The following is a 20,359-nucleotide window of genomic DNA, read 5'->3' as shown; positions in this document are numbered from 1 at the left end:
TCCGATGACACAGACCAAGAAGAACCAGCAGCCCCAGCCGGCCGGGCAGCCGAAGCCCGGGTCCGCCTTCGCGTACGCGCCGGCTCCGGAGTCCCGCTCCGTCGTCGACATCGCCCCCTCCTACGGACTGTTCATCGACGGCGAGTTCACCGACGCCGCCGACGGCCGGGTCTTCAAGACCGTGAGCCCCTCCACCGAGGAGGTCCTCTCCGAGGTCGCCCAGGCCGGCGAGGCGGACGTGGACCGGGCCGTCGGGGCCGCCCGCAAGGCCTTCGCGTCGTGGTCGGCGCTGCCCGGCTCCGAGCGGGCCAAGTACCTGTTCCGCATCGCCCGGATCGTCCAGGAGCGCTCGCGCGAGCTGGCCGTCCTGGAGTCGCTGGACAACGGCAAGCCGATCAAGGAGACCCGCGACGCCGACCTCCCGCTGGTCGCCGCGCACTTCTTCTACTACGCCGGCTGGGCCGACAAGCTCGCGCACGCCGGCTTCGGCCCGGCCCCCCGCCCGCTGGGCGTGGCCGGCCAGGTCATCCCGTGGAACTTCCCGCTGCTGATGCTGGCCTGGAAGATCGCCCCGGCGCTGGCCACCGGCAACACGGTCGTCCTCAAGCCGGCCGAGACCACCCCGCTGTCGGCGCTGTTCTTCGCCGACATCTGCCGCCAGGCGGGCCTGCCCAAGGGCGTCGTCAACATCCTGCCCGGCTACGGGGACGCCGGCGCCGCGCTGGTCGCGCACGAGGGCGTCGACAAGGTCGCCTTCACCGGCTCCACCGCCGTCGGCAAGCAGATCGCCCGTGGCGTCGCCGGTACGAAGAAGAAGGTCACCCTGGAGCTGGGCGGCAAGGGCGCCAACATCGTCTTCGACGACGCCCCCGTCGACCAGGCCGTCGAGGGCATCGTCAACGGCATCTTCTTCAACCAGGGCCAGGTCTGCTGCGCGGGCTCCCGGCTGCTGGTCCAGGAGTCCGTCGCGGACGAGGTGCTGGACGCGCTCAAGCGCCGGCTGTCGACGCTGCGCGTCGGCGACCCGCTGGACAAGAACACCGACATCGGCGCCATCAACTCCGCCGAGCAGCTGGCCCGGATCACCGCGCTCGCCGAGGCCGGCGAGGCCGAGGGCGCCGAGCGCTGGTCGCCGGCGTGCGAACTGCCCTCCTCGGGCTACTGGTTCGCTCCGACGCTCTTCACCGGGGTCACCCAGGCGCACCGCGTCGCCCGCGAGGAGATCTTCGGCCCGGTCCTGTCGGTGCTGACCTTCCGCACCCCGGCCGAGGCCGTGGAGAAGGCCAACAACACCCCCTACGGCCTGTCCGCCGGGATCTGGACGGAGAAGGGCTCGCGCATCCTGTCGGTCGCGAACCAGCTCCGGGCCGGCGTGGTGTGGGCCAACACGTTCAACAAGTTCGACCCGACCTCGCCCTTCGGCGGGTACAAGGAGTCGGGCTTCGGTCGCGAGGGCGGCCGCCACGGTCTGGAGGGGTACCTCGATGTCTGACAAGCACGAGAAGACCGAGGCCGTGCGGCTGTCCGTCTTCAAGACCTACAAGCTGTTCGTCGGGGGCAAGTTCCCCCGCAGCGAGAGCGGGCGGGTGTACGAGGTGACCGACGCCAAGGGCAAGTGGCTCGCCAACGCCCCGCAGTCCTCCCGCAAGGACGCCCGTGACGCGGTGTCCGCCGCCCGCAAGGCCTTCGCCGGCTGGTCGGGCGCGACCGCGTACAACCGGGGCCAGATCCTCTACCGCGTCGCGGAGATGCTGGAGGGCCGCCGGGAGCAGTTCGTCCGCGAGGTCGGCGAGGCCGAGGGGCTGTCGAAGTCCAAGGCGGCGGCCGTGGTGGACGCCGCGATCGACCGCTGGGTCTGGTACGCGGGCTGGACCGACAAGATCGCCCAGGTCGTGGGCGGCGCCAACCCGGTGGCGGGCCCGTACTTCAATCTGTCGAGCCCCGAGCCGACCGGTGTCGTCGCGGTCGTCGCACCCCAGGAGTCGTCCTTCCTGGGTCTGGTCTCGGTGATCGCCCCGGTGATCGCCACCGGCAACACCGCGGTCGTGGTGGCCGGCGAGCGGGCCCCGCTGCCCGCGCTGTCGCTGGGCGAGGTGCTGGCCACCTCCGACCTGCCCGGCGGGGTGGTCAACATCCTGTCCGGCCGCACTTCCGAGATCGCGCCGACGCTCGCGGCGCACATGGACGTCAACGCGCTGGACCTGGCGGGGACGGTGGACGACGCCGCGCTCGCGAAGGAGCTGGAGGTCGCCGCCGCGGACAACCTCAAGCGCGTGCTCCGTCCACAGGCTGTGGACTGGGCCGCCGAGCCCGGCACCGACCGCATGACGGCCTTCCTGGAGACCAAGACCGTCTGGCACCCCGCGGGTGCCGGCGCGGCCTCGGGCTCCGCGTACTGACCCGTTCCCCCGGCGGCCCGTCCCGTCGCCGGGGGACGGCGAACGCCCGCACGGCCCGGCGGCGGGCCCCCGCGACCGATGTGTCCCCGCGGGGGCCCGCCGCCGTACGCGTTCCGGCGCCGTGTCAGCCGCCCTGCAGGGTCCTGACGGTGTCGCCGATCAGCGGCAGGTCGGAGACCGTGCGGCTGTCGGCGACCGGCTTGGTGACGTCCGCGGTGGAGACCGGCTTGAAGTCGGCGACCTGCGAACCGACGGCGTTGTCCAGCGGGTTGACGCTGGTCTGCGCGAACGGGTTCACCGGCAGGTGGTTCACCGTGCCGATCAGGGCCGACGTCGCCGCCCGGCCGGCCTTGGCGGCCGTGGCCGCTCCTTCGCTCTGGGCGTCCGCGTGCGCCGCCCCCGCCGAGGCGACGGCCGCGACGGACGACACCGCGAGGACGGTGGCGCGGAGGAGGGTGCGGGAGAACTGCGGCATGAGGATCCACCTGCCTGGTCGCCGGCCCGCTCACGGACCGGTCCCGGAACGGCGTTGACGACCGTCCCCGTACGCGACAATGACGTCACTCACCGTAGTTGGTTGAACATCACGCATCCAAAGCATGTCCCGGCGGGTCACTCCAAAGGCGGAATGCGTCACACTGGTGTCCCGTGAGCTCTCGCCCTCCCGCCGCCCGCGTGATCCTGCTGACCGGCCCCTCCGGGTCCGGCAAGTCCTCCCTCGCCGCCCGCACCGGCCTGCCGGTCCTGCGGCTGGACGACTTCTACAAGGAGGGTGACGACCCGTCCCTCCCGATGCTGCCGAGCGGCATCGGCGCCGACTGGGACTCCCCGCTGTCCTGGAACGCCGACGCGGCCGTCGCCGCCGTCGCCGAGCTGTGCGCCACGGGCCGGACCGCCGTCCCGGTGTACGAGCTCTCCACCAGTTCCGTCACCGGACGTTCGGAGGTCGGCCTCGACGGGGCGCCGCTCTTCATAGCCGAGGGCATCTTCGCCGCCGACATCGTCGCGCGCTGCACCGAACTCGGTCTGCTCGCCGACGCGCTGTGCCTGAGCCGCGGCGCGGTCACCACCGCCCGCCGCCGCTTCGTCCGGGACCTGCGCGAGGGGCGGAAGTCGCTGAACTTCCTGCTGCGCCGCGGCTGGAACCTGATGCGCGCCGAGCGGGGCATCGTCGCCCGGCACGCGGCGCTCGGGGCGCACGTGTGCGATCGGGACGAGGCGCTGGAACGGATCGGTCGCGCAACTTTCCCACCGGTCTCCGTCCGGGTTTGAACGAAACGGCGCGCGGGTCCGTAAGGACATGCGTGAGGGAGCGGTGCGCACAGACCCCCCGCTGTGCGCGACCGCTCCCTCTTGCTTCCCCCGGTTCCCCCGTTCCCCCCGTGGGTCCCCCCGTTCCCCGTTTCCCCGTACCCCCCGGCGTCAGGCCACCAGCTCGCCGAACGCCGCCTCCTCGTCGACGCCCGCGCTGAGCGTCTCGTCCTCGCGCAGCCGGCGCAGGGAGCGCCAGATGCTGCTCTTCACCGTGCCGACGCTGATGCCGAGGATCTCGGCGATCTCCGGGTCGGTGCGGCCCTCGTAGTAGCGGAGCACCAGCATCGTGCGCTGCGGCTCCGGGAGCTTGGCCAGCGCCTGCCAGAGCACGGCCCGCAGTTCGGTGCCGCGCATCGCGTCCGTCTCGCCCGCCGTCTCCGGCAGCTCCTCGGTCGGGTACTCGTTGAGCTTGCGGCGCCGCCAGGCACTGATGTGCAGGTTGGTCATGGTCCGGCGCAGGTAACCGCCGACCGCGGCCTTGTCGCTGATCCTGTCCCAGGCCCGGTAGGTGGAGAACAACGCGCTCTGCAGCAGGTCCTCCGCCTCGTAGCGGTCGCCGGTCAGGTGGTAGGCGGTCGCGTACAGGGAGGCCCGGCGCTCCTGGACGTACGCGGTGAAGTCCGCGTCCGCCGTGAAGCACCGCTCCCCCGGGATCTCCCGGGCCCCCGTGGCCTCCCCGCAGGCGACACCCCCGTGCCCCCCGTCTCCCCCGTGACCACCCTCGATCGCCGTGATGTACGGCGGCCGGTTGCGGACCACCTGACGCCCGGTGCCACGAGCGCACCCCCGCCCGCCCGTGGCACCGGACTTCTCGACGCCCCTGCCCGCGGTGTGCAGGCGCGGCTGAAGGACTGCGGTGGTCGTCGTGCTGTGCAGTGCGTTCATTTCGCGCCCCCCGTGGGTGGAGCCGGTCTGGTCTTCGTACCTGTCCGGCGAGGGCCGCCCGGTGGCGTCCCCGTCGATGGGCAATAGCCTGCCGCGTCAGTTTCATGGCGCTGTCCGCCGAGTGTCACAGCCCCGTCACAGACCACGGCGGTACCTTCCACGGGCACTCGTGGGAGAGAATGCGAGCGTGCCTTTCCTGTTGCTGATCGAGGACGACGACGCCATCCGAGCGAGCCTCGAACTCGCCCTGTCGCGCCAGGGCCACCGTGTGGTGGCCGCGGCCACGGGCGAGGACGGGCTGAAGCTGCTGCGCGAGCAGCGACCGGACCTGATCGTGCTGGACGTGATGCTCCCGGGCATCGACGGTTTCGAGGTGTGCCGGCGCATCCGGCGCACCGACCAGCTGCCGATCATCCTGCTGACCGCGCGCAGCGACGACATCGACGTCGTGGTGGGTCTGGAGTCCGGCGCCGACGACTACGTCGTCAAGCCCATCCAGCCGCGCGTGCTGGACGCCCGCATCCGCGCCGTGCTGCGGAGGGGCGAGCGGGACAGCACCGACTCGGCCGCCTTCGGCAGCATCGTCATCGACCGTTCGGCGATGACCGTCACGAAGAACGGCGAGGACCTGCAGCTCACGCCGACGGAGCTGCGGTTGCTGCTGGAGCTGAGCCGCCGTCCGGGACAGGCCCTGTCCCGGCAGCAGTTGCTGCGCCTGGTGTGGGAGCACGACTACCTCGGTGACTCGCGTCTGGTGGACGCCTGTGTGCAGCGGCTGCGCGCCAAGATCGAGGACGTGCCCTCGTCGCCGACCCTGATCCGTACGGTGCGGGGTGTCGGGTACCGGCTGGACGCGCCGGCGTGAGTGAACCGCACCACGAGGACACGGCCGTCGACGACGGGACGGACCGGCGGCTGAGCGGCTGGAGGTCACGGCTGCTGCGGCTCACGAGCCTGAGGCTGCGCCTGGTCGCCGTCTTCGCCGCCGTGGCGCTGGCGGCCGCCGTCTCCGCCTCGGGCATCGCGTACTGGCTCAACCGGGACGCCGTGCTGACCCGCGCCCAGAACGCCGCGCTCAACGACTTCCGCGCCTCGATGACCCGCAACGCGGGCTCGCTGCCGCGGCATCCGTCCTGCGACAAGCTGACCGACGCCGCGCGCAGCATCGGATCGAGCACGCAGAACTACCAGGTGCTGCTGATCGGCACCGACCCGGACGGCGAGGACTGCGCGCCCAAGTCGCAGAGCGACGGCTTCTCGCTGGACGACGTCCCCTCGACGCTGCGCAAGGCCGTGAGCAAGCGCAACCCCAAGGAGGGGGACCCCGCCGAGTACCACCTGTACTGGCAGCGGGTCACCCGCGACGGCCAGCCGTACCTGGTGGGCGGGGCCAAGGTGATCGGCGGCGGGCCGACCGGCTACATGTTCAAGTCGCTGGAGGCCGAGCGGAAGGACCTCAACTCGCTGGCCTGGTCGCTCGGCATCGCCACCGCCCTCGCCCTGATCGGCGCGGCACTGCTGGCCCAGGCGGCGGCCTCCACCGTGCTGCGGCCCGTGGCGCGCCTCGGCGACGCCGCCAGGAGGCTCGGCGAGGGCAAGCTGGACACCCGCCTGCGCGTCACCGGCACCGACGAACTCGCGGAGCTGTCGAGGACGTTCAACCGCACCGCGGAACGGCTGGAGCGACGGGTCGACGAGCTCAGCCAGCGCGAGGCGGCCAGCAGGCGCTTCGTCGCCGACATGTCGCACGAGCTGCGCACCCCGCTGACCGCGATCACGGCCGTGACCGAGGTTCTGGAGGACGAGGCGGACTCCCTCGACCCCATGATCGCCCCGGCGGTGCGGCTGGTGGTCAGCGAGACCAAGCGGCTGGGCGAGCTGGTGGAGAACCTGATGGAGGTCACCCGCTTCGACGCGGGCACGGCGCGCCTGGTCCGGGACGACGTCGACGTCTCCGACCTGGTCACCGCCTGCATCGACGCCCGTGCGTGGCTCGACGCGGTGGAACTGGACGCGCCGCGCGGCATCATCGCGCTGCTCGACCCGCGCCGCATCGACGTGATCCTGGCCAACCTGATCGGCAACGCCCTCAAGCACGGCGGCTCGCCGGTCCGGGTCAAGGTCAGGCAGGACGGGGACGAGCTCGTCGTCGAGGTCGCCGACAACGGCCCCGGCATCCCGGAGGACGTGCTGCCGCACGTCTTCGACCGGTTCTTCAAGGCGGACGCCTCCCGGGCCCGTTCCGAGGGGAGCGGTCTGGGCCTGTCCATCGCCCTGGAGAACGCGCACATCCACGGCGGAGAGATCGCCGCGGCCAACAACCCCGGGGGCGGCGCGGTGTTCACGCTGCGGCTGCCGATGCGCACCGGGGCGGGCCAGGTGGCGGAGACCGAGGAAGGGAACGAGAGCAAGTGACGCAGCCGTCCCGGGGCACCGCCCCGGACGCCCCGGGTCCGCCGTCCGCGGGTGCCGCCCGTCGTCGGCGCGTCCCGCTCCTCGCCCTGCTCGGCGTCGTCCTGCTGGCCGGCTGCGGCATCCGCACCACCTCGGTGCCGGTGGACGCCGGGCCGGCGCCCTCCCGCGTCTCCTGCGCGGTGCCGGACGAGGAGGCGACAGCCACGGCGACGGCCGCCGCGTCGCCCCGGGGGCTGACCGCCCGGGTGTACCTCGTGTGCAGCGCCCAGGTCGCCGGGGTGAACCGCTCGGTGCGGACCGAGGGACTGGACCGGCTGGGCACGGCCGTGCTGCTCCTGCACGAGCTGCAGAACAGGCCGCGCCCCGGCGAGTCGTCGGCCGGCTTCGCCACGGCCGTACAGGGCGACCTGGCGGTGGAGGGGCCGCGCCGCGGCGACCCGCGCGGATCGCTGCGGCTCAGCGCCCCGCTGGGCGACCTGCCGCCGTTCGCGCTCGCCCAGCTGGTGTGCACCTACGCCGGTACGGCCGCGGGTTCCGGCGACGGCGGGGTGCTCCTGGGCGGCTCCGACGACACCCCGGTGCACCGCTTCACCTGCACCGGCGACCTGCGCACCGACCCGGAGGCGACGGAGACCGCTGGAACCGCCGTGAAGTGACAGACGTCCTTCCAGGCGTGCGGCGCGACGGCTCTCTCCCGAAAGTGCGCGCGGTGGGACTGGTACTCGCCGCGGTCCATCTGGCTCTGGTCGGGTGGCTGATGCTGCGTCCGCAGTACGTGCCCTGGGTGGACGCCCCCAACCTCCGCCCGTTCGCCACCATCCGCTCCGACCTCGCCATGGGGCCCGCCGAGGCGGCCCGCCGGATCGGCGCGGGGCTGGCGCTGCTGGCCCCGCTGGGTGTGCTGCTGCCGATGGCCGGCGGGCGGGTGCGGGTGTCGGCGCCGGGCTCGTTCGCACGCACGGTCTTCGCGGGGCTGATGATCTCGCTGGCGCTGGAATTCGTGCAGACCGGGGTGCCGGGCCAGATCTTCGACGTGGACGCCCTGCTGCTCAACACGGCCGGGGTCGCGCTGGCCCACCTCGCCGTGGTGCCCGCGGCGCGCGCCTGGGTGCACCGGCGCAGCGTCCGCCGGCAGGCCCGGCTGACCGGCACTCAGGGGCGGACCCCGAGGATTCCCAGGGTCGGGATCGCACCGTAGAGCGATGATTCGCGGCGGTATGCGTTCGTACGGTGATGTCATCGGCCGGAGAGACCGGCCTTGACTCCCGAAGGAGCACCCGCCATGTCCGCACTGGTCCGCCCGCGTCACGGCCGGATGATCGCCGGGGTCTGCGCCGGGCTCGCAGACCGGTTCGGCACCTCCGCCACCACGATGCGCGTGATCTTCCTGCTGTCGTGCCTGCTGCCCGGGCCGCAGTTCCTGCTCTACCTCGCGCTGTGGCTGCTGCTGCCGAACGAGGGGGGCACGAAGGCCGTCGTGTGACGCCACCGGCCCCGGAGCACCGGCGGGCCGCACCCCCGAGGGGGCGCGGCCCGTCCGCCGTCCGTCCGGCCGGTGCTCAGCCGCCGATCGGCAGGCCCTGCAGCGGGAGCTGGCCCAGCGGCAGCTGGCCGCCCACCGGGAGGCCGCCGAGCAGCGTGCTCAGGCCCTGGGGGGCGTTCTGCACACCGGGGACGAGATTGGTCGACTTCGGCAGGCCGCTGGTGACGGCGCCGACCGGGACCGCCTTCGCGACGCCCGCCACCGGCACGGAGGCCGGCAGGGCCGAGGCGTCCGGCAGGCCCAGGTTGGCTTCCGTCGGAGCGGCGGAGGCGACGCCCGCGGCGGCCCCGACGAAGGCCACGCCCAGCGCGGCGGCACCGAGAGTCTTGACGGTTCCGGTCTTCATGGTTGCGATCCTCGTGATGGGGGATGGTGCGTCCGCCGCGGCACACACGGATGGTGTTCGCGGGATTTCGGAACGTAGCGACGGAACACGGGGCGGTGCAAGCACCCGCGCGCGGCCGCCCGGAGCCCGGGCCGTCCCGCCGCCGCACGGCGGGACGGCCCGGGACTCATCCCTCTTCCGGCAAGGAATCGCTGGCCACGGTGGTGGCGGCGGCCGTCTGGCGGAACAGCCACTCGGCCTTCAGCTCCGAGTATCCGGGCTTGATCACGTCGTTGATCATCGCGAGACGTTCATCGAAAGGGATGAAGGCGGACTTCATTGCGTTGACCGTGAACCACTGCATGTCGTCGAGGGTGTAGCCGAACGCGGCCACCAGTTCGGTGAACTCGCGGCTCATGCTCGTACCGCTCATCAGGCGGTTGTCGGTGTTCACCGTGACCCGGAAGTGCAGCCGGCGCAGCAGCCCGATGGGGTGCTCCGCGTACGAGGCGGCCGCGCCGGTCTGCAGGTTGGAGGTGGGGCACATCTCCAGGGGGATGCGCTTGTCGCGCACGTAGTTGGCGAGCCGCCCGAGGGAGACCGTGCCGTCCTCCGCGACCTCGATGTCGTCGATGATGCGCACGCCGTGGCCGAGCCGGTCGGCACCGCACCACTGCAGGGCCTGCCAGATGGAGGGCAGGCCGAAGGCCTCGCCGGCGTGGATGGTGAAGTGGAAGTTCTCCCGCTGGAGGTACTCGAAGGCGTCCAGGTGGCGGGTGGGCGGGAAGCCCGCCTCGGCGCCCGCGATGTCGAAGCCGACGACGCCCCGGTCGCGGTACCGGATGGCGAGTTCGGCGATCTCCTGCGACCGGGCGGCGTGCCGCATCGCGGTGAGCAGGGCGCCCACCCGGATCCGGCCGCCCGCCTCACGGGCCCGCCGTTCGCCCTCCCGGAAGCCCTCGTTGACGGCCTCCACGACCTCGTCGAGGGAGAGCCCGCGTTCGACGTGGAGTTCGGGGGCGTAGCGCACCTCGGCGTAGACGACGCCGTCCGCGGCGAGGTCCTCGGCGCACTCGGCGGCGACCCGGGTGAGCGCCTCGCGGGTCTGCATGACGCCGACCGTGTGCGAGAAGGTCTCCAGGTAGCGCTCCAGCGAGCCGGAGTCGGCGGCCTCGCGGAACCAGGTGCCCAGCTTGTCCGGGTCGGTCTCCGGCAGGCCGTCGTAACCCGACGTGCGGGCCAGGTCGACGACGGTCCCGGGCCGGACGCCGCCGTCGAGGTGGTCGTGGAGCAGCACCTTGGGCGCGCGCCGGATCTGCTCGGGCGTGGGGGTGGCCCCCGCAGCGCCCGCGGGGAAGGGGAGCGTGCTTGAGCTCGTCATTTCCGAAACATACCCCCTACGCGCGTAGAACTCTTGGACGATGCCGAATATTGACCTCCCGGCCAGGTCGTGCACACCTTCCCGTCTGCCATGGTTACGCCATGGCTTCGCAAGCTTTACCGGTGCGTGGTGCGCGGTTGGGGAAGAGAGTGACACCGGGTCTGAACCCGGCGGTACGGCGGGAGACGGACGACGAGGCGGTCCGTGCCGCCGTGCTGCTGCTGCCCGGCGGCAGTGCGCTGAGCACCCGTCGGCGCTCCCCCGTGGCCGCCGCGGCGATGATGCCGCTGGCGCGTCGGCTGGTGCGGGCGGCGGGTCGCGGTGAGGGCCTGGCCGTGCACGTCGTGCACTACCGCTTCCGCGGCTGGAACGGCGGTCACGCCCACCCGGCCGAGGACGCGCGGTGGGCGGTCGACGAGGTCGTCCGGCGTTACGGCGACGTACCGGTGTCGCTGGTCGGCATGGACATGGGCGGACGCGCCGCGCTGCGGGCTGCGGGCCACCCCGCCGTCGGCTCCGCGGTGGCCATAGCCCCGTGGCTGCCGGACGCGCCCGAGCCGGATCCGGTGAAGCAGCTGATAGGCCGCCACGTCCTGATCGTGCACGGCACGAACGACGGCTCCACCCACCCGGACCTCTCCTACCGGCTGGCCGAGCGGGTGAAGAAGGTCAACCGCGACGTGTGCCGGTTCGAGGTGCACACCGACGGTCATCTGCTCCACGACCACCGGGCCGAAGTGGCCTCGCTGACGGCCGACTTCGTCCTCGGCACCCTGCTGGGGCGGTCCTTCGCCCGCCCCGTCGCCGACGCGCTGGCCGCCCCTCCCCCGCTCGGCCTGCGCATGCCCCTGGCCTCGGGTTTCGGCCGGTCACCCCAGATGCGCTGAACGCGGCCGGGGTTCACCGGGCTCGCTGCCGCGAGGACGTTCGGTAGCGGCCGACGGCGCAGTCGCGGCGCGAGTCCGCCGGGTGGAGCTGGCATACGGCCACCGCGGCCGCAGGTGAGGCACGGGCGAACTCAGCGGGGAGCGGTCGCCAGCAGCGCCGGAAGGTCGCGCATGTCGTCGAAGACGACGGTTCCCGGACCCTCTAGCCGCGAGGCCGGCGTGAGGCCGCCGCAGTAACCGAAGGCACGCATGCCGGCGGCCCGGGCGGCCTGCACGCCGTAGGCGCTGTCCTCGACCACCGCGCACCGCCCGGGCTGCACGCCCATGGAGCGGGCGGCGTGCAGGAAGAGATCAGGTGCGGGTTTTCCCCGACGGACGTCGGCCGCGCTGAAGATGCGCTCCTCGAAGTGGGCCCGCAGAGCGGTGATCTCCAGGCTCCGTCTGATCCCCGCGTGGTCACCGTTCGACGCGACGCAGTAGGCCGTGGTCAAACTGTTCAGAACGTCCGCGATGCCGTCGACAGCCGTCAGTTCGGCCTCGAGAGCCGCCTCGTACAGGTGCTCGTACGGCTGCTGCCAGTCCTTCTCCAGGCTCCGTCCGAGCCGTTCCTCGACGGCGGCGGTGTAGACCTCGGTGGACGAACCCACGAACCGCTCGATGATCTCGGCTTCGGTGAACCCGCACCCCAGGTCAGCCATGATCATCGCGTCGACTCTGACGCATATCCTCTCGCTGTCCACCAGCACGCCGTCGCAGTCGAAGATCACCAGCTCCACAGGACTCCACGTCATGACCGGCATCGTAGAGGCGCTGCGAGGCACGTCCCGAGCCGCACGGGTCGCCGGTTGCGGGCACCCACCGGCCGCCCGGCGCCGTCGGCGCCGTCAGTCGGGGAGGAGCTGCCCGCGCCTGCCGAGCAGGAACTTCTTGAACGCGGCGACCGGGGCCGTGTCGGCGTGGCCGCCGAGCCAGGCCACCCCGATCTCCCGCACCGCGCGCGGCGCGGTCACGGTCAGTTCCACGACGCCCGGGCGCGGGACGAGCGGGGGCGGCAGCAGGGGCACCCCCAGACCGGCGGCGACCAGCCCGCGCAGGGTCTCGGCCTCCTCGCCCTCGAAGGCCACCCGCGGGGTGAAACCCGCCTCCGCGCACAGGGCGTCGGTGATGCGCCGCAGCCCGTATCCGGCTTCCAGGCTCACGAACAGCTCCCCGGACGCCTCGGCCAGACGGACCCTGCGGCGGGAGGCGAGCCGGTGGTCGGCGGGGACGACCAGCCGCAGCCGCTGCTCGTCCAGGCGCCGGACGACCAGGTCGGGCGCGTCCGGCACCGGTGAGGTCAGGCAGAGGTCCAGCTCGCCCGCGCGCAGGCCGGCGAGCATCGCCTCGCCGTAGTTCTGCACGAGCTGGAAGCGGATCCGCGGGTGGTCCGCGCGGAAGGCCCGCAGCAGGGCCGGCACGGTTTCCGGGCCGAGCGTGTGGAGGAAGCCGAAGGCGACCCGTCCCGACTGCGGGTCGGCGTCGGCGCGCACGGACTCGGCCGAGCGCTCCACCTCGCCCAGCGCCCGCTCCACGGAGGCGAGGAAGCCGTGGCCCGCCGGGGTGAGTGAGACCGTACGGCCCTGACGGGCGAAGAGCGTGACGCCCAGGTCGAGTTCGAGCCGGACCATGGCCCGGCTGAGCGTGGACTGGGGCACCCCCAGCTCACGCGCCGCGCGGGTGACGTGCTCGTGCCGCGCCACGGCGGCGAACTGGGCGAGCCGCGGTGCCAGCACCGCCGCCCAGGACGCGCTGTCCAGCTCCGCCCGCATGTCTGCTGCGTCACGGGACGGCGACGGTGATCGCGCTGACCTCGCTTCATGCACCATGGGAACGATTATGGCCACTCCGTGCATTGGACGCATGAAACGGGCCCGGCCTAGCGTGAAGGCATGTCTCCCGCCGATACAGGGGCGTCCACCGTGACACGGCCGGGCGCCGCCGCCTCCGCCTCCTCAGCCGCCACGCTCCGGCCGGGTGAACCCGGCTACCGCCGCGCCATCCTGGCCCTGTTCGCCGCGGGTCTCGCCACCTTCGCCCTCCTCTACTCGACGCAGGCCCTGCTGCCGGTGCTCTCCACGGGGCTGTCCCTCAGCCCGGCCCAGGCCAGTCTCACCGTCTCGGCCACCACCGCCGCGCTGGCGCTTTCCCTGCTGCCGGTAAGCGCGCTCAGCGAGAAGTACGGGCGCACGGCCGTCATGACGGCGTCGGTCTTCAGCGCCTCGGCGCTGGCCCTGGTCATCCCCTTCGCGCCGGACCTGACCACCCTGGTCGTGCTGCGCGCCGTGCAGGGCGTGGCCCTGGCCGGGCTCCCGGCGACCGCGATGGCGTACCTGGGCGAGGAGATCCACCCCAAGGCCGTCGCCTCCGCGATCGGCCTCTACGTCGCGGGCAACAGCATCGGCGGCATGAGCTCCCGGGTCCTGACCGGCGCCGTGGCGCAGGCCTTCGGCTGGCGCGCCGCGCTGTTCGCCGCCGGCGCCATGGCGGTACTGTGCGCCGTCGCCTTCCGCCTGCTGATCCCCACCGCGCGCAACTTCCGTCCCGGCCCGGTCAGTCCCGTCGCCCTGTGGCGCACGGTCACCGGTCACCTGGGCACCCCGCTGCTGCGCCGGCTCTATCTGATCGGGCTGCTGTTCATGGCGGTCTTCGGCGCCGTGTACAACGTGCTGGGCTACCGGCTCGCCGCCGAGCCCTTCGGCCTGTCGCAGACCGCCATCGGCCTCATCTTCCTGGTCTACCTGGTCGGCACCGGCGCCTCCGCGGCCTCCGGCGTCCTGCACGGCCGGCTCGGCCGGCGCGGCGCCCTCTACGTCGCCGTGGTCCTGGTCGCCGGCGGCCTGCTGCTCACCCTGGTGAGCTCCCTCGCCGCCGTGCTGACCGGCCTGGTCCTCATCACGGCCGGCTTCTTCACCGGCCACTCCATCGCCTCCGGCGCGGTCAGCCGCACCGCCACCACCGGCCGCGCCCAGGCCTCCGCGCTCTACCTGACCGCGTACTACGTCGGCAACAGCCTCGGCGGCACGCTCGGCGCCTCCGCCTTCCACTCCGCCGGATGGAACGGCACCGTCGCCCTGTGCCTGGCCGCCGTCCTGGGCGTCGCCGGGATCACGCTGCACGCGACCCGGCGCGCGGTCGCGCACCGGCGGCTCACCGTCCCGGCGGGACGGACGGCCTGACGGACGGTCCGGCGGACGGCCCGGCGGACGGCCTGACGCACGATCCGGCGGACGGCCCGGCGGAGCGGAACGCGAACGGGACCGGTGGAAGTCCACCGGTCCCGTTCCGTGTCGCGGGGGCCGCGTCGCTCAGGCGATGCGGTCCAGCACGATCGGGTCCGGCGTGAACGCCGTGCCCGCCGGGGAGATCTCGACGCCGCCGGAAAGGGCCTCCAGCGCGTAGCCGAACTTCTCCGGGGTGTCGGTGTGCAGGGTGAGCAGCGGCTGGCCCTCGGTGACCGTGGCACCCGGCTTGGCGTGCAGCTCGATGCCCGCGCCCGCCTGCACCGGGTCCTCCTTGCGCGCCCGGCCGGCACCGAGGCGCCAGGCGGCGACACCGACGGCGTAGGCGTCCATGCCGGTGAGGACACCGGAGCGCTCGGCCGTGACGACGTGCTGCTCGCGCGCGACGGGAAGCTCCGCGTCCGGGTCACCGCCCTGGGCGGCGATCATGCGGCGCCACACGTCCATCGCGGAGCCGTCGGCGAGCGCCTTGGCCGGGTCGGCGTCCTTCAGGCCCGCCGCGTCGAGCATCTCGCGCGCCAGCGCGAGGGTCAGCTCGACCACGTCGGCCGGGCCGCCGCCCGCCAGCACCTCGACGGACTCGCGGACCTCCAGCGCGTTGCCGGCGGTCAGGCCCAGCGGGGTGGACATGCCGGTGAGCAGCGCCACCGTCCGCACCCCGTGGTCGTTGCCCAGCCCCACCATCGTGGAGGCCAGTTCCCGGGCCTGCTCCAGGTTCTTCATGAAGGCGCCGGAGCCGACCTTGACGTCCAGGACGAGCGAGCCGGTGCCCTCGGCGATCTTCTTGGACATGATCGAGGAGGCGATCAGCGGGATCGCCTCGACGGTGCCGGTGACGTCGCGCAGCGCGTACAGCTTCTTGTCGGCCGGGGCGAGGCCGTCACCCGCGGCGCAGATGACGGCGCCGGTGCCGCCGAGGACCCGCAGCATCTCCTCGTTCGACAGCAGCGCCCGCCAGCCGGGGATGGACTCCAGCTTGTCCAGGGTGCCGCCGGTGTGGCCGAGGCCGCGGCCGGACAGCTGGGGGACGGCCGCGCCGCACGCCGCGACCAGGGGCGCGAGCGGCAGCGTGATCTTGTCGCCGACACCACCGGTGGAGTGCTTGTCGGCCGTCGGGCGGGGCAGCGAGGAGAAGTCCATGCGCTCACCGCTGGCGATCATCGCGGCCGTCCAGCGCGCGATCTCGGCCCGGTCCATGCCGTTGAGCAGGATCGCCATCGCGAGCGCGGACATCTGCTCGTCGGCGACCTCACCCTTGGTGTAGGCGTCGATGACCCAGTCGATCTGGTCGTCGCCGAGTCGGCCGCCGTCGCGCTTGGTGCGGATGACGGAAATGGCGTCCATGGTTCACGTACCTTCTTAGCGGTTGATCAGGTCGTCCGGACCGAACGCGTCGGGGAGGACTTCGCGCATCGTGCGGATGCCGTCGGACATCTCCACCAGCAGTTCGGGGCCGCCGTGCTCCCACAGCAGCTGACGGCAGCGGCCGCACGGCATCAGCTGGTCGCCCTTGCGGTCGACGCAGGTGAAGGCGACGAGCCGGCCGCCCCCGGTGGCGTGCAGGACCGACACCAGGCCGCACTCGGCGCACAGGCCGAGGCCGTAGCTGGCGTTCTCCACGTTGCACGCCGAGATGACCCGCCCGTCGTCGACCAGCGCGGCCGCGCCGACGGGGAAGTGGGAGTAGGGGACGTAGGCCCGGGACATGGCGTCCCGGGCCTGCGTCCGCAGGCCCTCCCAGTCGACGTCGTCGACGCCGACCGGGCCCGCGGTGTCGCTCACTTGCCCTGACCCTTCCGGTACCTCATACCGTCAGCCTTGGGCATCCGCAGACGTTGTGCCGACAGGGAGAGCACCAGCAGGGTGACGACGTACGGGGTCGCGCCCACGAACTCGCCGGGCACCTCGTCGGTGAGCAGGTACCAGACCAGCACCAGCGCGCCGACGACGATGCTGACGCCGCCCTGCCAGAAGCTCCGCTTCCACAGCTTCCAGGCCGCCAGCAGCACCAGCAGGACCACCAGGAGCAGCAGCAGCGCGTGCACCGTCGGACCGCCGTTGCGCAGCTGGAGCGCGTCGGAGTAACCGAAGAGGCCGGCGCCGGTGGCGAGGCCGCCGACGCGCCAGTTTCCGAAGATCATCGCGGCGAGGCCGATGTAGCCGCGGCCGCCGGTCTGGCCCTCGAGGTAGATGTGCGCGGGCACCATCGCCAGGAAGGCGCCGCCGAGGCCGGCGAGACCGCCGGAGGCGATCACGGCGATGTACTTGTACAGGTACACGTTGACGCCGAGCGACTCTGCCGCGACCGGGTTCTCGCCGCAGGAGCGCAGCCGCAGGCCGAACGGGCTGCGCCACAGCAGGAAGAAGCTGCCGACGAAGAGCAGCACCGCGACGAGCGTCAGCGCGGACACGTTGGTGACCAGGCCGCCCAGGATGCCGGCGAGGTCGGAGACGAAGAACCAGCCGTGCTTCTCGATGCTCGCCAGCCCGTCGGAAAGCCCCGGGACGTCGAACGACGGCAGGGAGTCGACCGGCGGGGACTGCTTGGGGTTGCCGCCCTTGGTGGCCGCGTCGCCGGTGGAGAACCACAGCTTGGCGAGGTACTGGGTGGCACCGAGCGCCAGGATGTTGATGGCCACGCCGGAGATGATGTGGTCGACGCCGAAGGTGACGGTGGCGACCGCGTGGATCAGGCCGCCGAGCGCACCGCCGACGACACCGGCGAGGACGCCGATCCAGGGGTTGGTCTGCCAGCCGGCCCAGGCACCGAAGAAGGTGCCGAGGATCATCATGCCCTCGAGGCCGATGTTGACCACGCCGGAGCGCTCGGACCACAGACCGGCCAGACCGGCCAGACCGATCGGCACGGCGAGACCGAGCGCGGCGGTGATCTGGCCCTGGGCGGTGAGCTGGTCCTGGCCGGTGATGAGCCGCACCACCGACACCAGCGCGATCGCGGCGGCAATGATCAGCAGGACCATCGGGAAGGAGAGGCGGCCCTTGCGGCCCTTGGCCCCTGCGGCCTTGGGAGCCGCGGGCGGCGGGGTCTGGGTCATCGTGGCGGTCACGCCGTCACCTCCTTCTTGGTGCGGGCCTGGGCGGCGAGCTCCTCGCCGACCTTCTGCTGCTGGCGCTTGAGGCCGTAGCGGCGGACGACCTCGTAGGCGATGACGACGCTCAGGACGATGACGCCCTGCATCACGCCGACGATCTCCTTGTCGTAGCCCTCGAACTCCAGGCGGCCCGAGCCGCGCTCCAGGAAGCCCCACAGCAGCGCGGCCAGCGCGACGCCGACCGGGTTGTTGCGGCCCAGCAGCGCCACCGAGATGCCGGTGAAGCCGATGCCGGCCGGGAAGAGGTCCGAGCCGTAGGCGTGCGCGTCGTTCAGCAGCAGCGGCAGGCCGGTGAGTCCGGCCAGACCGCCGGAGATCAGCATGCTGGTGACCACCATGCGCTTGACGCTGACGCCGCTCGCGGTGGCGGCGCTCTCCGACAGGCCGACGCTGCGCAGGTCGAAGCCGAAGCGGGTGCGGCCCAGCACGAACCAGTAGCCGACGCCGATGACCACGGCGAGCACGACGAAGCCGTAGATCTGGCCGACGTCCTCGCCCATGTCGAAGTTGAACAGGTGGCCGGAGGAGGGCAGCGGTGTGGTCGACACCGAGGTCTGCGCCTTGTCGAGGTGGCCGAGCCGGCCGTCCTTGAGCAGGTAGCCGACGATGTAGGTGGCGATCGAGTTCAGCATGATGGTCGCGATGACCTCGCTGACACCGCGCGAGGTCTTCAGCAGACCCGCGATGCCCGCCCACATCGCGCCGACGATCATCGCGACCACGATGATCAGCGGGATCTGCAGGAAGCCCGGCAGCGTCACCGCGCCGCCGACGGCCGCGGCGAAGAAGGCGCCCAGGCGGTACTGGCCCTCGACACCGATGTTGAACAGGTTCATGCGGAAGCCGACGGCGACCGCGATGCCCGCGATGTAGTACGTGGTCGCCTTGTTGATGATCTCGACCTGGCTGTCGCTCTTGAAGCCGTAGTCGAACATCGTCCCGAAGGCGCCGAACGGCTCCTTGCCCGTGGCGAGCAGCACCAGCGCCGTGATCACGAACGCGGCCACGAGCGCCAGCACGGGGGCGGCGACGGCGAGGAGCACCCGCTCCTTGTCGATCTTCTTCATCGGTCCTCTCCCCCGTGGGCGGTGTCGCCGTCCTCGTGCTCGAGATGGCCGGTGGCAGCGCCGGTCATCGCGGAGCCCAGCTCCTCCGGGGTGATGGTGGCGGGGTCGGCGTCGGCGACCAGGCGGCCGCGGTACATGACGCGCAGGGTGTCGGACAGGCCGATCAGCTCGTCCAGGTCGGCGGAGATCAGCAGCACGGCCAGGCCCTCGCGCCGGGCCTCGCGGATCTGGTCCCAGATCTGCGCCTGGGCGCCGACGTCCACGCCGCGGGTGGGGTGCGCGGCGATCAGCAGCTTGGGCCGGTGGCTCATCTCCCGGCCGACGATCAGCTTCTGCTGGTTGCCGCCGGACAGGGACGCGGCGGTCACCTCGATGCCGGGGGTGCGGACGTCGTACTCGCGCACGATCCGCTCGGTGTCGCGGCGGGCCGCGGCCGGGTCGAGGAAGCCGCCCTTGCTGTTGGGGCGCTCGGTGACGTGGCCGAGGATGCGGTTCTCCCAGAGCGGGGCCTCCAGGAGCAGGCCGTGCCGGTGCCGGTCCTCGGGGATGTAGCCGATGCCGTCCTCGCGGCGCTTGCGCGTCGGGCGGTGGGTGATCTCGTCGCCGTCGAGGCCGATCCGGCCCGCGTCGGGCGGCAGGATGCCCATGATCGCCTCGACGAGCTCCGCCTGGCCGTTGCCCTCGACACCCGCGATGCCGAGGACCTCGCCCTTGTGGATGGTGAGGGAGATCTGGTCCAGGACGACGCGTTCGATGCCCTCCAGGTCGGTCTCCGACAGGTGCAGACCGTCGACGGTCAGCATCGGGACGTCGGTGACCGTGGACTCCCGGGTCTCGGGGGACGGCAGCTCGCTGCCGACCATCAGCTCCGCGAGCTGCTTGGGGGTCGTGGTCCGCGGGTCGGCGGAGCCGACCGTGGTGCCCCGGCGGATGACGGTGATGTCGTCGGCGACGGACAGCACCTCGCCCAGCTTGTGGGAGATGAAGATGACGGTCAGGCCCTCGGCCTTGAGCTCGCGCAGGTTGTCGAAGAGCGCGTCAACCTCCTGCGGGACGAGGACCGCGGTCGGCTCGTCGAGGATCAGCGTACGGGCGCCGCGGAAGAGGACCTTCAGGATCTCGACGCGCTGACGGTCGGCGACACCGAGGTCCTCCACCAGGACGTCCGGGCGCACCCCGAGGCCGTAGGCGTCCGAGATCTCCTTGATCTTCGTCCGGGCCCTGCCGCCGATGCCGTACAGCTTCTCGCTGCCGAGGACGACGTTCTCGAGGACGGTGAGGTTGTCGGCGAGCATGAAGTGCTGGTGCACCATGCCGATGCCGCGGGCGATGGCGTCGCCCGGGTCGTGGAAGGTGACCCGCTCGCCGTCGATCGTGATGGTGCCCTCGTCCGGCTTCTGCATGCCGTAGAGGATCTTCATCAGCGTCGACTTGCCGGCGCCGTTCTCGCCCACGAGGGCGTGCACCGTGCCACGGCGAACCGTGATGTCGATGTCGTGGTTGGCCACGACGCCTGGGAATCGCTTGGTGATGCCGCGGAGTTCCACGGCATTCTGGCTGGGGGGGCTGGACGCGTCGATGGCGCACTCTCCTCGCGGAAAAGAGCGGGGCGGGCGGGGTGTGGCGAACGTACCGCGAGGAGGGGCCTCTACGCGCGTAGCGTTGCCAGATCCATAAGGGGGTGAGTCACAACGGATACCGCGGGGGCGACACCCGGCTGAACGCAGGCGCGAGGCCCGGGAAGGGGGGAGC

The 20,359-nt window shown here is 72.3% G+C and carries 21 protein-coding genes; 10 read left to right on the top strand and 11 right to left on the bottom strand.

Going from position 1 to position 20,359, the window contains the following annotated elements:
• Positions 1–4: 4 nt before the first annotated feature.
• Together ACFW3D_RS00805 and ACFW3D_RS00800 are read left to right on the top strand one after the other, a co-directional pair.
• Entirely contained in the window at positions 5–1,492 is a 1,488-nt protein-coding gene (locus ACFW3D_RS00805) for an aldehyde dehydrogenase family protein (RefSeq protein ID WP_500499800.1), read from the top strand.
• Positions 1,485–2,399 carry an aldehyde dehydrogenase family protein gene (locus ACFW3D_RS00800; RefSeq protein ID WP_500499798.1) on the top strand — a complete coding sequence of 305 codons (915 nt, stop codon included), beginning with the start codon at positions 1,485–1,487 and terminating at the stop codon, positions 2,397–2,399. The genes ACFW3D_RS00805 and ACFW3D_RS00800 overlap by 8 nt, the downstream gene beginning before the upstream one ends.
• 124 nt (positions 2,400–2,523) lie before the next feature.
• Here the strand turns inward: ACFW3D_RS00800 and ACFW3D_RS00795 are convergent, their stop codons facing one another.
• Positions 2,524–2,874, bottom strand: a complete 351-nt coding sequence (locus tag ACFW3D_RS00795; RefSeq protein WP_500499796.1) for a hypothetical protein — start codon at positions 2,872–2,874, stop codon at positions 2,524–2,526.
• Between the two features lie 173 nt (positions 2,875–3,047).
• On the opposite strand from ACFW3D_RS00795, the gene ACFW3D_RS00790 reads away from it, so the two are divergent.
• Positions 3,048–3,671 carry an ATP-binding protein gene (locus tag ACFW3D_RS00790; protein ID WP_500499794.1) on the top strand — a complete coding sequence of 208 codons (624 nt, stop codon included), beginning with the start codon at positions 3,048–3,050 and terminating at the stop codon, positions 3,669–3,671.
• Positions 3,672–3,821: 150 nt separating this feature from the next.
• Here ACFW3D_RS00790 and ACFW3D_RS00785 read toward each other — a convergent pair whose 3' ends face one another.
• Positions 3,822–4,598 carry a SigE family RNA polymerase sigma factor gene (locus ACFW3D_RS00785; RefSeq protein ID WP_500499793.1) on the bottom strand — a complete coding sequence of 259 codons (777 nt, stop codon included), beginning with the start codon at positions 4,596–4,598 and terminating at the stop codon, positions 3,822–3,824.
• A 187-nt stretch (positions 4,599–4,785) separates the two neighbouring features.
• On the opposite strand from ACFW3D_RS00785, the gene ACFW3D_RS00780 reads away from it, so the two are divergent.
• From ACFW3D_RS00780 to ACFW3D_RS00760, 5 genes are all read left to right on the top strand, one after another.
• Positions 4,786–5,463 (top strand): response regulator, encoded by a 678-nt coding sequence (locus tag ACFW3D_RS00780; protein ID WP_431960160.1) that lies wholly within the window; start codon positions 4,786–4,788, stop codon positions 5,461–5,463.
• Positions 5,460–7,013 carry an ATP-binding protein gene (locus ACFW3D_RS00775; protein ID WP_500499790.1) on the top strand — a complete coding sequence of 518 codons (1,554 nt, stop codon included), beginning with the start codon at positions 5,460–5,462 and terminating at the stop codon, positions 7,011–7,013. Before ACFW3D_RS00780 ends, ACFW3D_RS00775 begins: the two co-directional genes overlap by 4 nt.
• On the top strand, positions 7,010–7,669 hold the full coding sequence (locus ACFW3D_RS00770; protein ID WP_500499788.1) for a hypothetical protein: 660 nt from the start codon (positions 7,010–7,012) through the stop codon (positions 7,667–7,669). Before ACFW3D_RS00775 ends, ACFW3D_RS00770 begins: the two co-directional genes overlap by 4 nt.
• A 53-nt stretch (positions 7,670–7,722) precedes the next feature.
• Positions 7,723–8,211 (top strand): VanZ family protein, encoded by a 489-nt coding sequence (locus tag ACFW3D_RS00765; protein WP_500499786.1) that lies wholly within the window; start codon positions 7,723–7,725, stop codon positions 8,209–8,211.
• 84 nt (positions 8,212–8,295) lie between these two features.
• Positions 8,296–8,496, top strand: coding sequence for a PspC domain-containing protein (locus tag ACFW3D_RS00760; RefSeq protein ID WP_500499784.1), 201 nt, complete (start codon positions 8,296–8,298; stop codon positions 8,494–8,496).
• Between the two features lie 76 nt (positions 8,497–8,572).
• Here the strand turns inward: ACFW3D_RS00760 and ACFW3D_RS00755 are convergent, their stop codons facing one another.
• Positions 8,573–8,902, bottom strand: a complete 330-nt coding sequence (locus tag ACFW3D_RS00755; RefSeq protein ID WP_500499782.1) for a hypothetical protein — start codon at positions 8,900–8,902, stop codon at positions 8,573–8,575.
• Positions 8,903–9,068: 166 nt separating this feature from the next.
• A complete protein-coding gene (locus ACFW3D_RS00750) occupies positions 9,069–10,262 on the bottom strand; it encodes an adenosine deaminase (RefSeq protein ID WP_500499780.1) in 1,194 nt (397 codons plus the stop codon).
• Positions 10,263–10,363: 101 nt separating this feature from the next.
• On the opposite strand from ACFW3D_RS00750, the gene ACFW3D_RS00745 reads away from it, so the two are divergent.
• Complete coding sequence (locus tag ACFW3D_RS00745) at positions 10,364–11,149, top strand: alpha/beta hydrolase (protein ID WP_500499777.1); 786 nt, start codon at positions 10,364–10,366, stop codon at positions 11,147–11,149.
• A 131-nt stretch (positions 11,150–11,280) separates the two neighbouring features.
• On the opposite strand, the gene ACFW3D_RS00740 is transcribed toward ACFW3D_RS00745, so the two are convergent.
• Positions 11,281–11,940, bottom strand: coding sequence for an HAD family hydrolase (locus ACFW3D_RS00740; RefSeq protein WP_500499775.1), 660 nt, complete (start codon positions 11,938–11,940; stop codon positions 11,281–11,283).
• A gap of 93 nt (positions 11,941–12,033) precedes the next feature.
• Complete coding sequence (locus tag ACFW3D_RS00735) at positions 12,034–13,014, bottom strand: LysR family transcriptional regulator (protein ID WP_500499773.1); 981 nt, start codon at positions 13,012–13,014, stop codon at positions 12,034–12,036.
• A gap of 63 nt (positions 13,015–13,077) precedes the next feature.
• Here ACFW3D_RS00735 and ACFW3D_RS00730 point away from each other — a divergent pair, with 63 nt between their 5' ends.
• On the top strand, positions 13,078–14,364 hold the full coding sequence (locus tag ACFW3D_RS00730) for an MFS transporter (RefSeq protein WP_500499770.1): 1,287 nt from the start codon (positions 13,078–13,080) through the stop codon (positions 14,362–14,364).
• Between the two features lie 129 nt (positions 14,365–14,493).
• Here the strand turns inward: ACFW3D_RS00730 and ACFW3D_RS00725 are convergent, their stop codons facing one another.
• From ACFW3D_RS00725 to ACFW3D_RS00705, 5 genes are read right to left on the bottom strand one after another with little or no spacing between them, the layout of a single operon-like run.
• The gene (locus tag ACFW3D_RS00725) at positions 14,494–15,771 is read right to left on the bottom strand and encodes a thymidine phosphorylase (protein ID WP_500499768.1); all 1,278 of its coding nucleotides are present in this window, start codon (positions 15,769–15,771) and stop codon (positions 14,494–14,496) included.
• A 15-nt stretch (positions 15,772–15,786) separates the two neighbouring features.
• The gene (locus ACFW3D_RS00720; protein ID WP_500499766.1) at positions 15,787–16,209 is read right to left on the bottom strand and encodes a cytidine deaminase; all 423 of its coding nucleotides are present in this window, start codon (positions 16,207–16,209) and stop codon (positions 15,787–15,789) included.
• Positions 16,206–17,495, bottom strand: a complete 1,290-nt coding sequence (locus ACFW3D_RS00715) for an ABC transporter permease (protein ID WP_500499764.1) — start codon at positions 17,493–17,495, stop codon at positions 16,206–16,208. Before ACFW3D_RS00715 ends, ACFW3D_RS00720 begins: the two co-directional genes overlap by 4 nt.
• Positions 17,492–18,607: an ABC transporter permease gene (locus ACFW3D_RS00710; RefSeq protein WP_500499762.1), complete on the bottom strand. Its 1,116-nt coding sequence runs from the start codon at positions 18,605–18,607 to the stop codon at positions 17,492–17,494. Before ACFW3D_RS00710 ends, ACFW3D_RS00715 begins: the two co-directional genes overlap by 4 nt.
• Positions 18,604–20,154, bottom strand: a complete 1,551-nt coding sequence (locus ACFW3D_RS00705) for an ABC transporter ATP-binding protein (RefSeq protein ID WP_500499759.1) — start codon at positions 20,152–20,154, stop codon at positions 18,604–18,606. Before ACFW3D_RS00705 ends, ACFW3D_RS00710 begins: the two co-directional genes overlap by 4 nt.
• Positions 20,155–20,359 lie beyond the last annotated feature (205 nt).

This window comes from Streptomyces sp. NPDC058864 (assembly GCF_042742985.1).
In the GTDB taxonomy this organism is placed as follows: Bacteria; Actinomycetota; Actinomycetes; order Streptomycetales; family Streptomycetaceae; genus Actinacidiphila.
The sequence above is the reverse complement of the archived record's forward strand: the minus strand, read 5'-3'. Positions and strand labels throughout refer to the sequence as shown.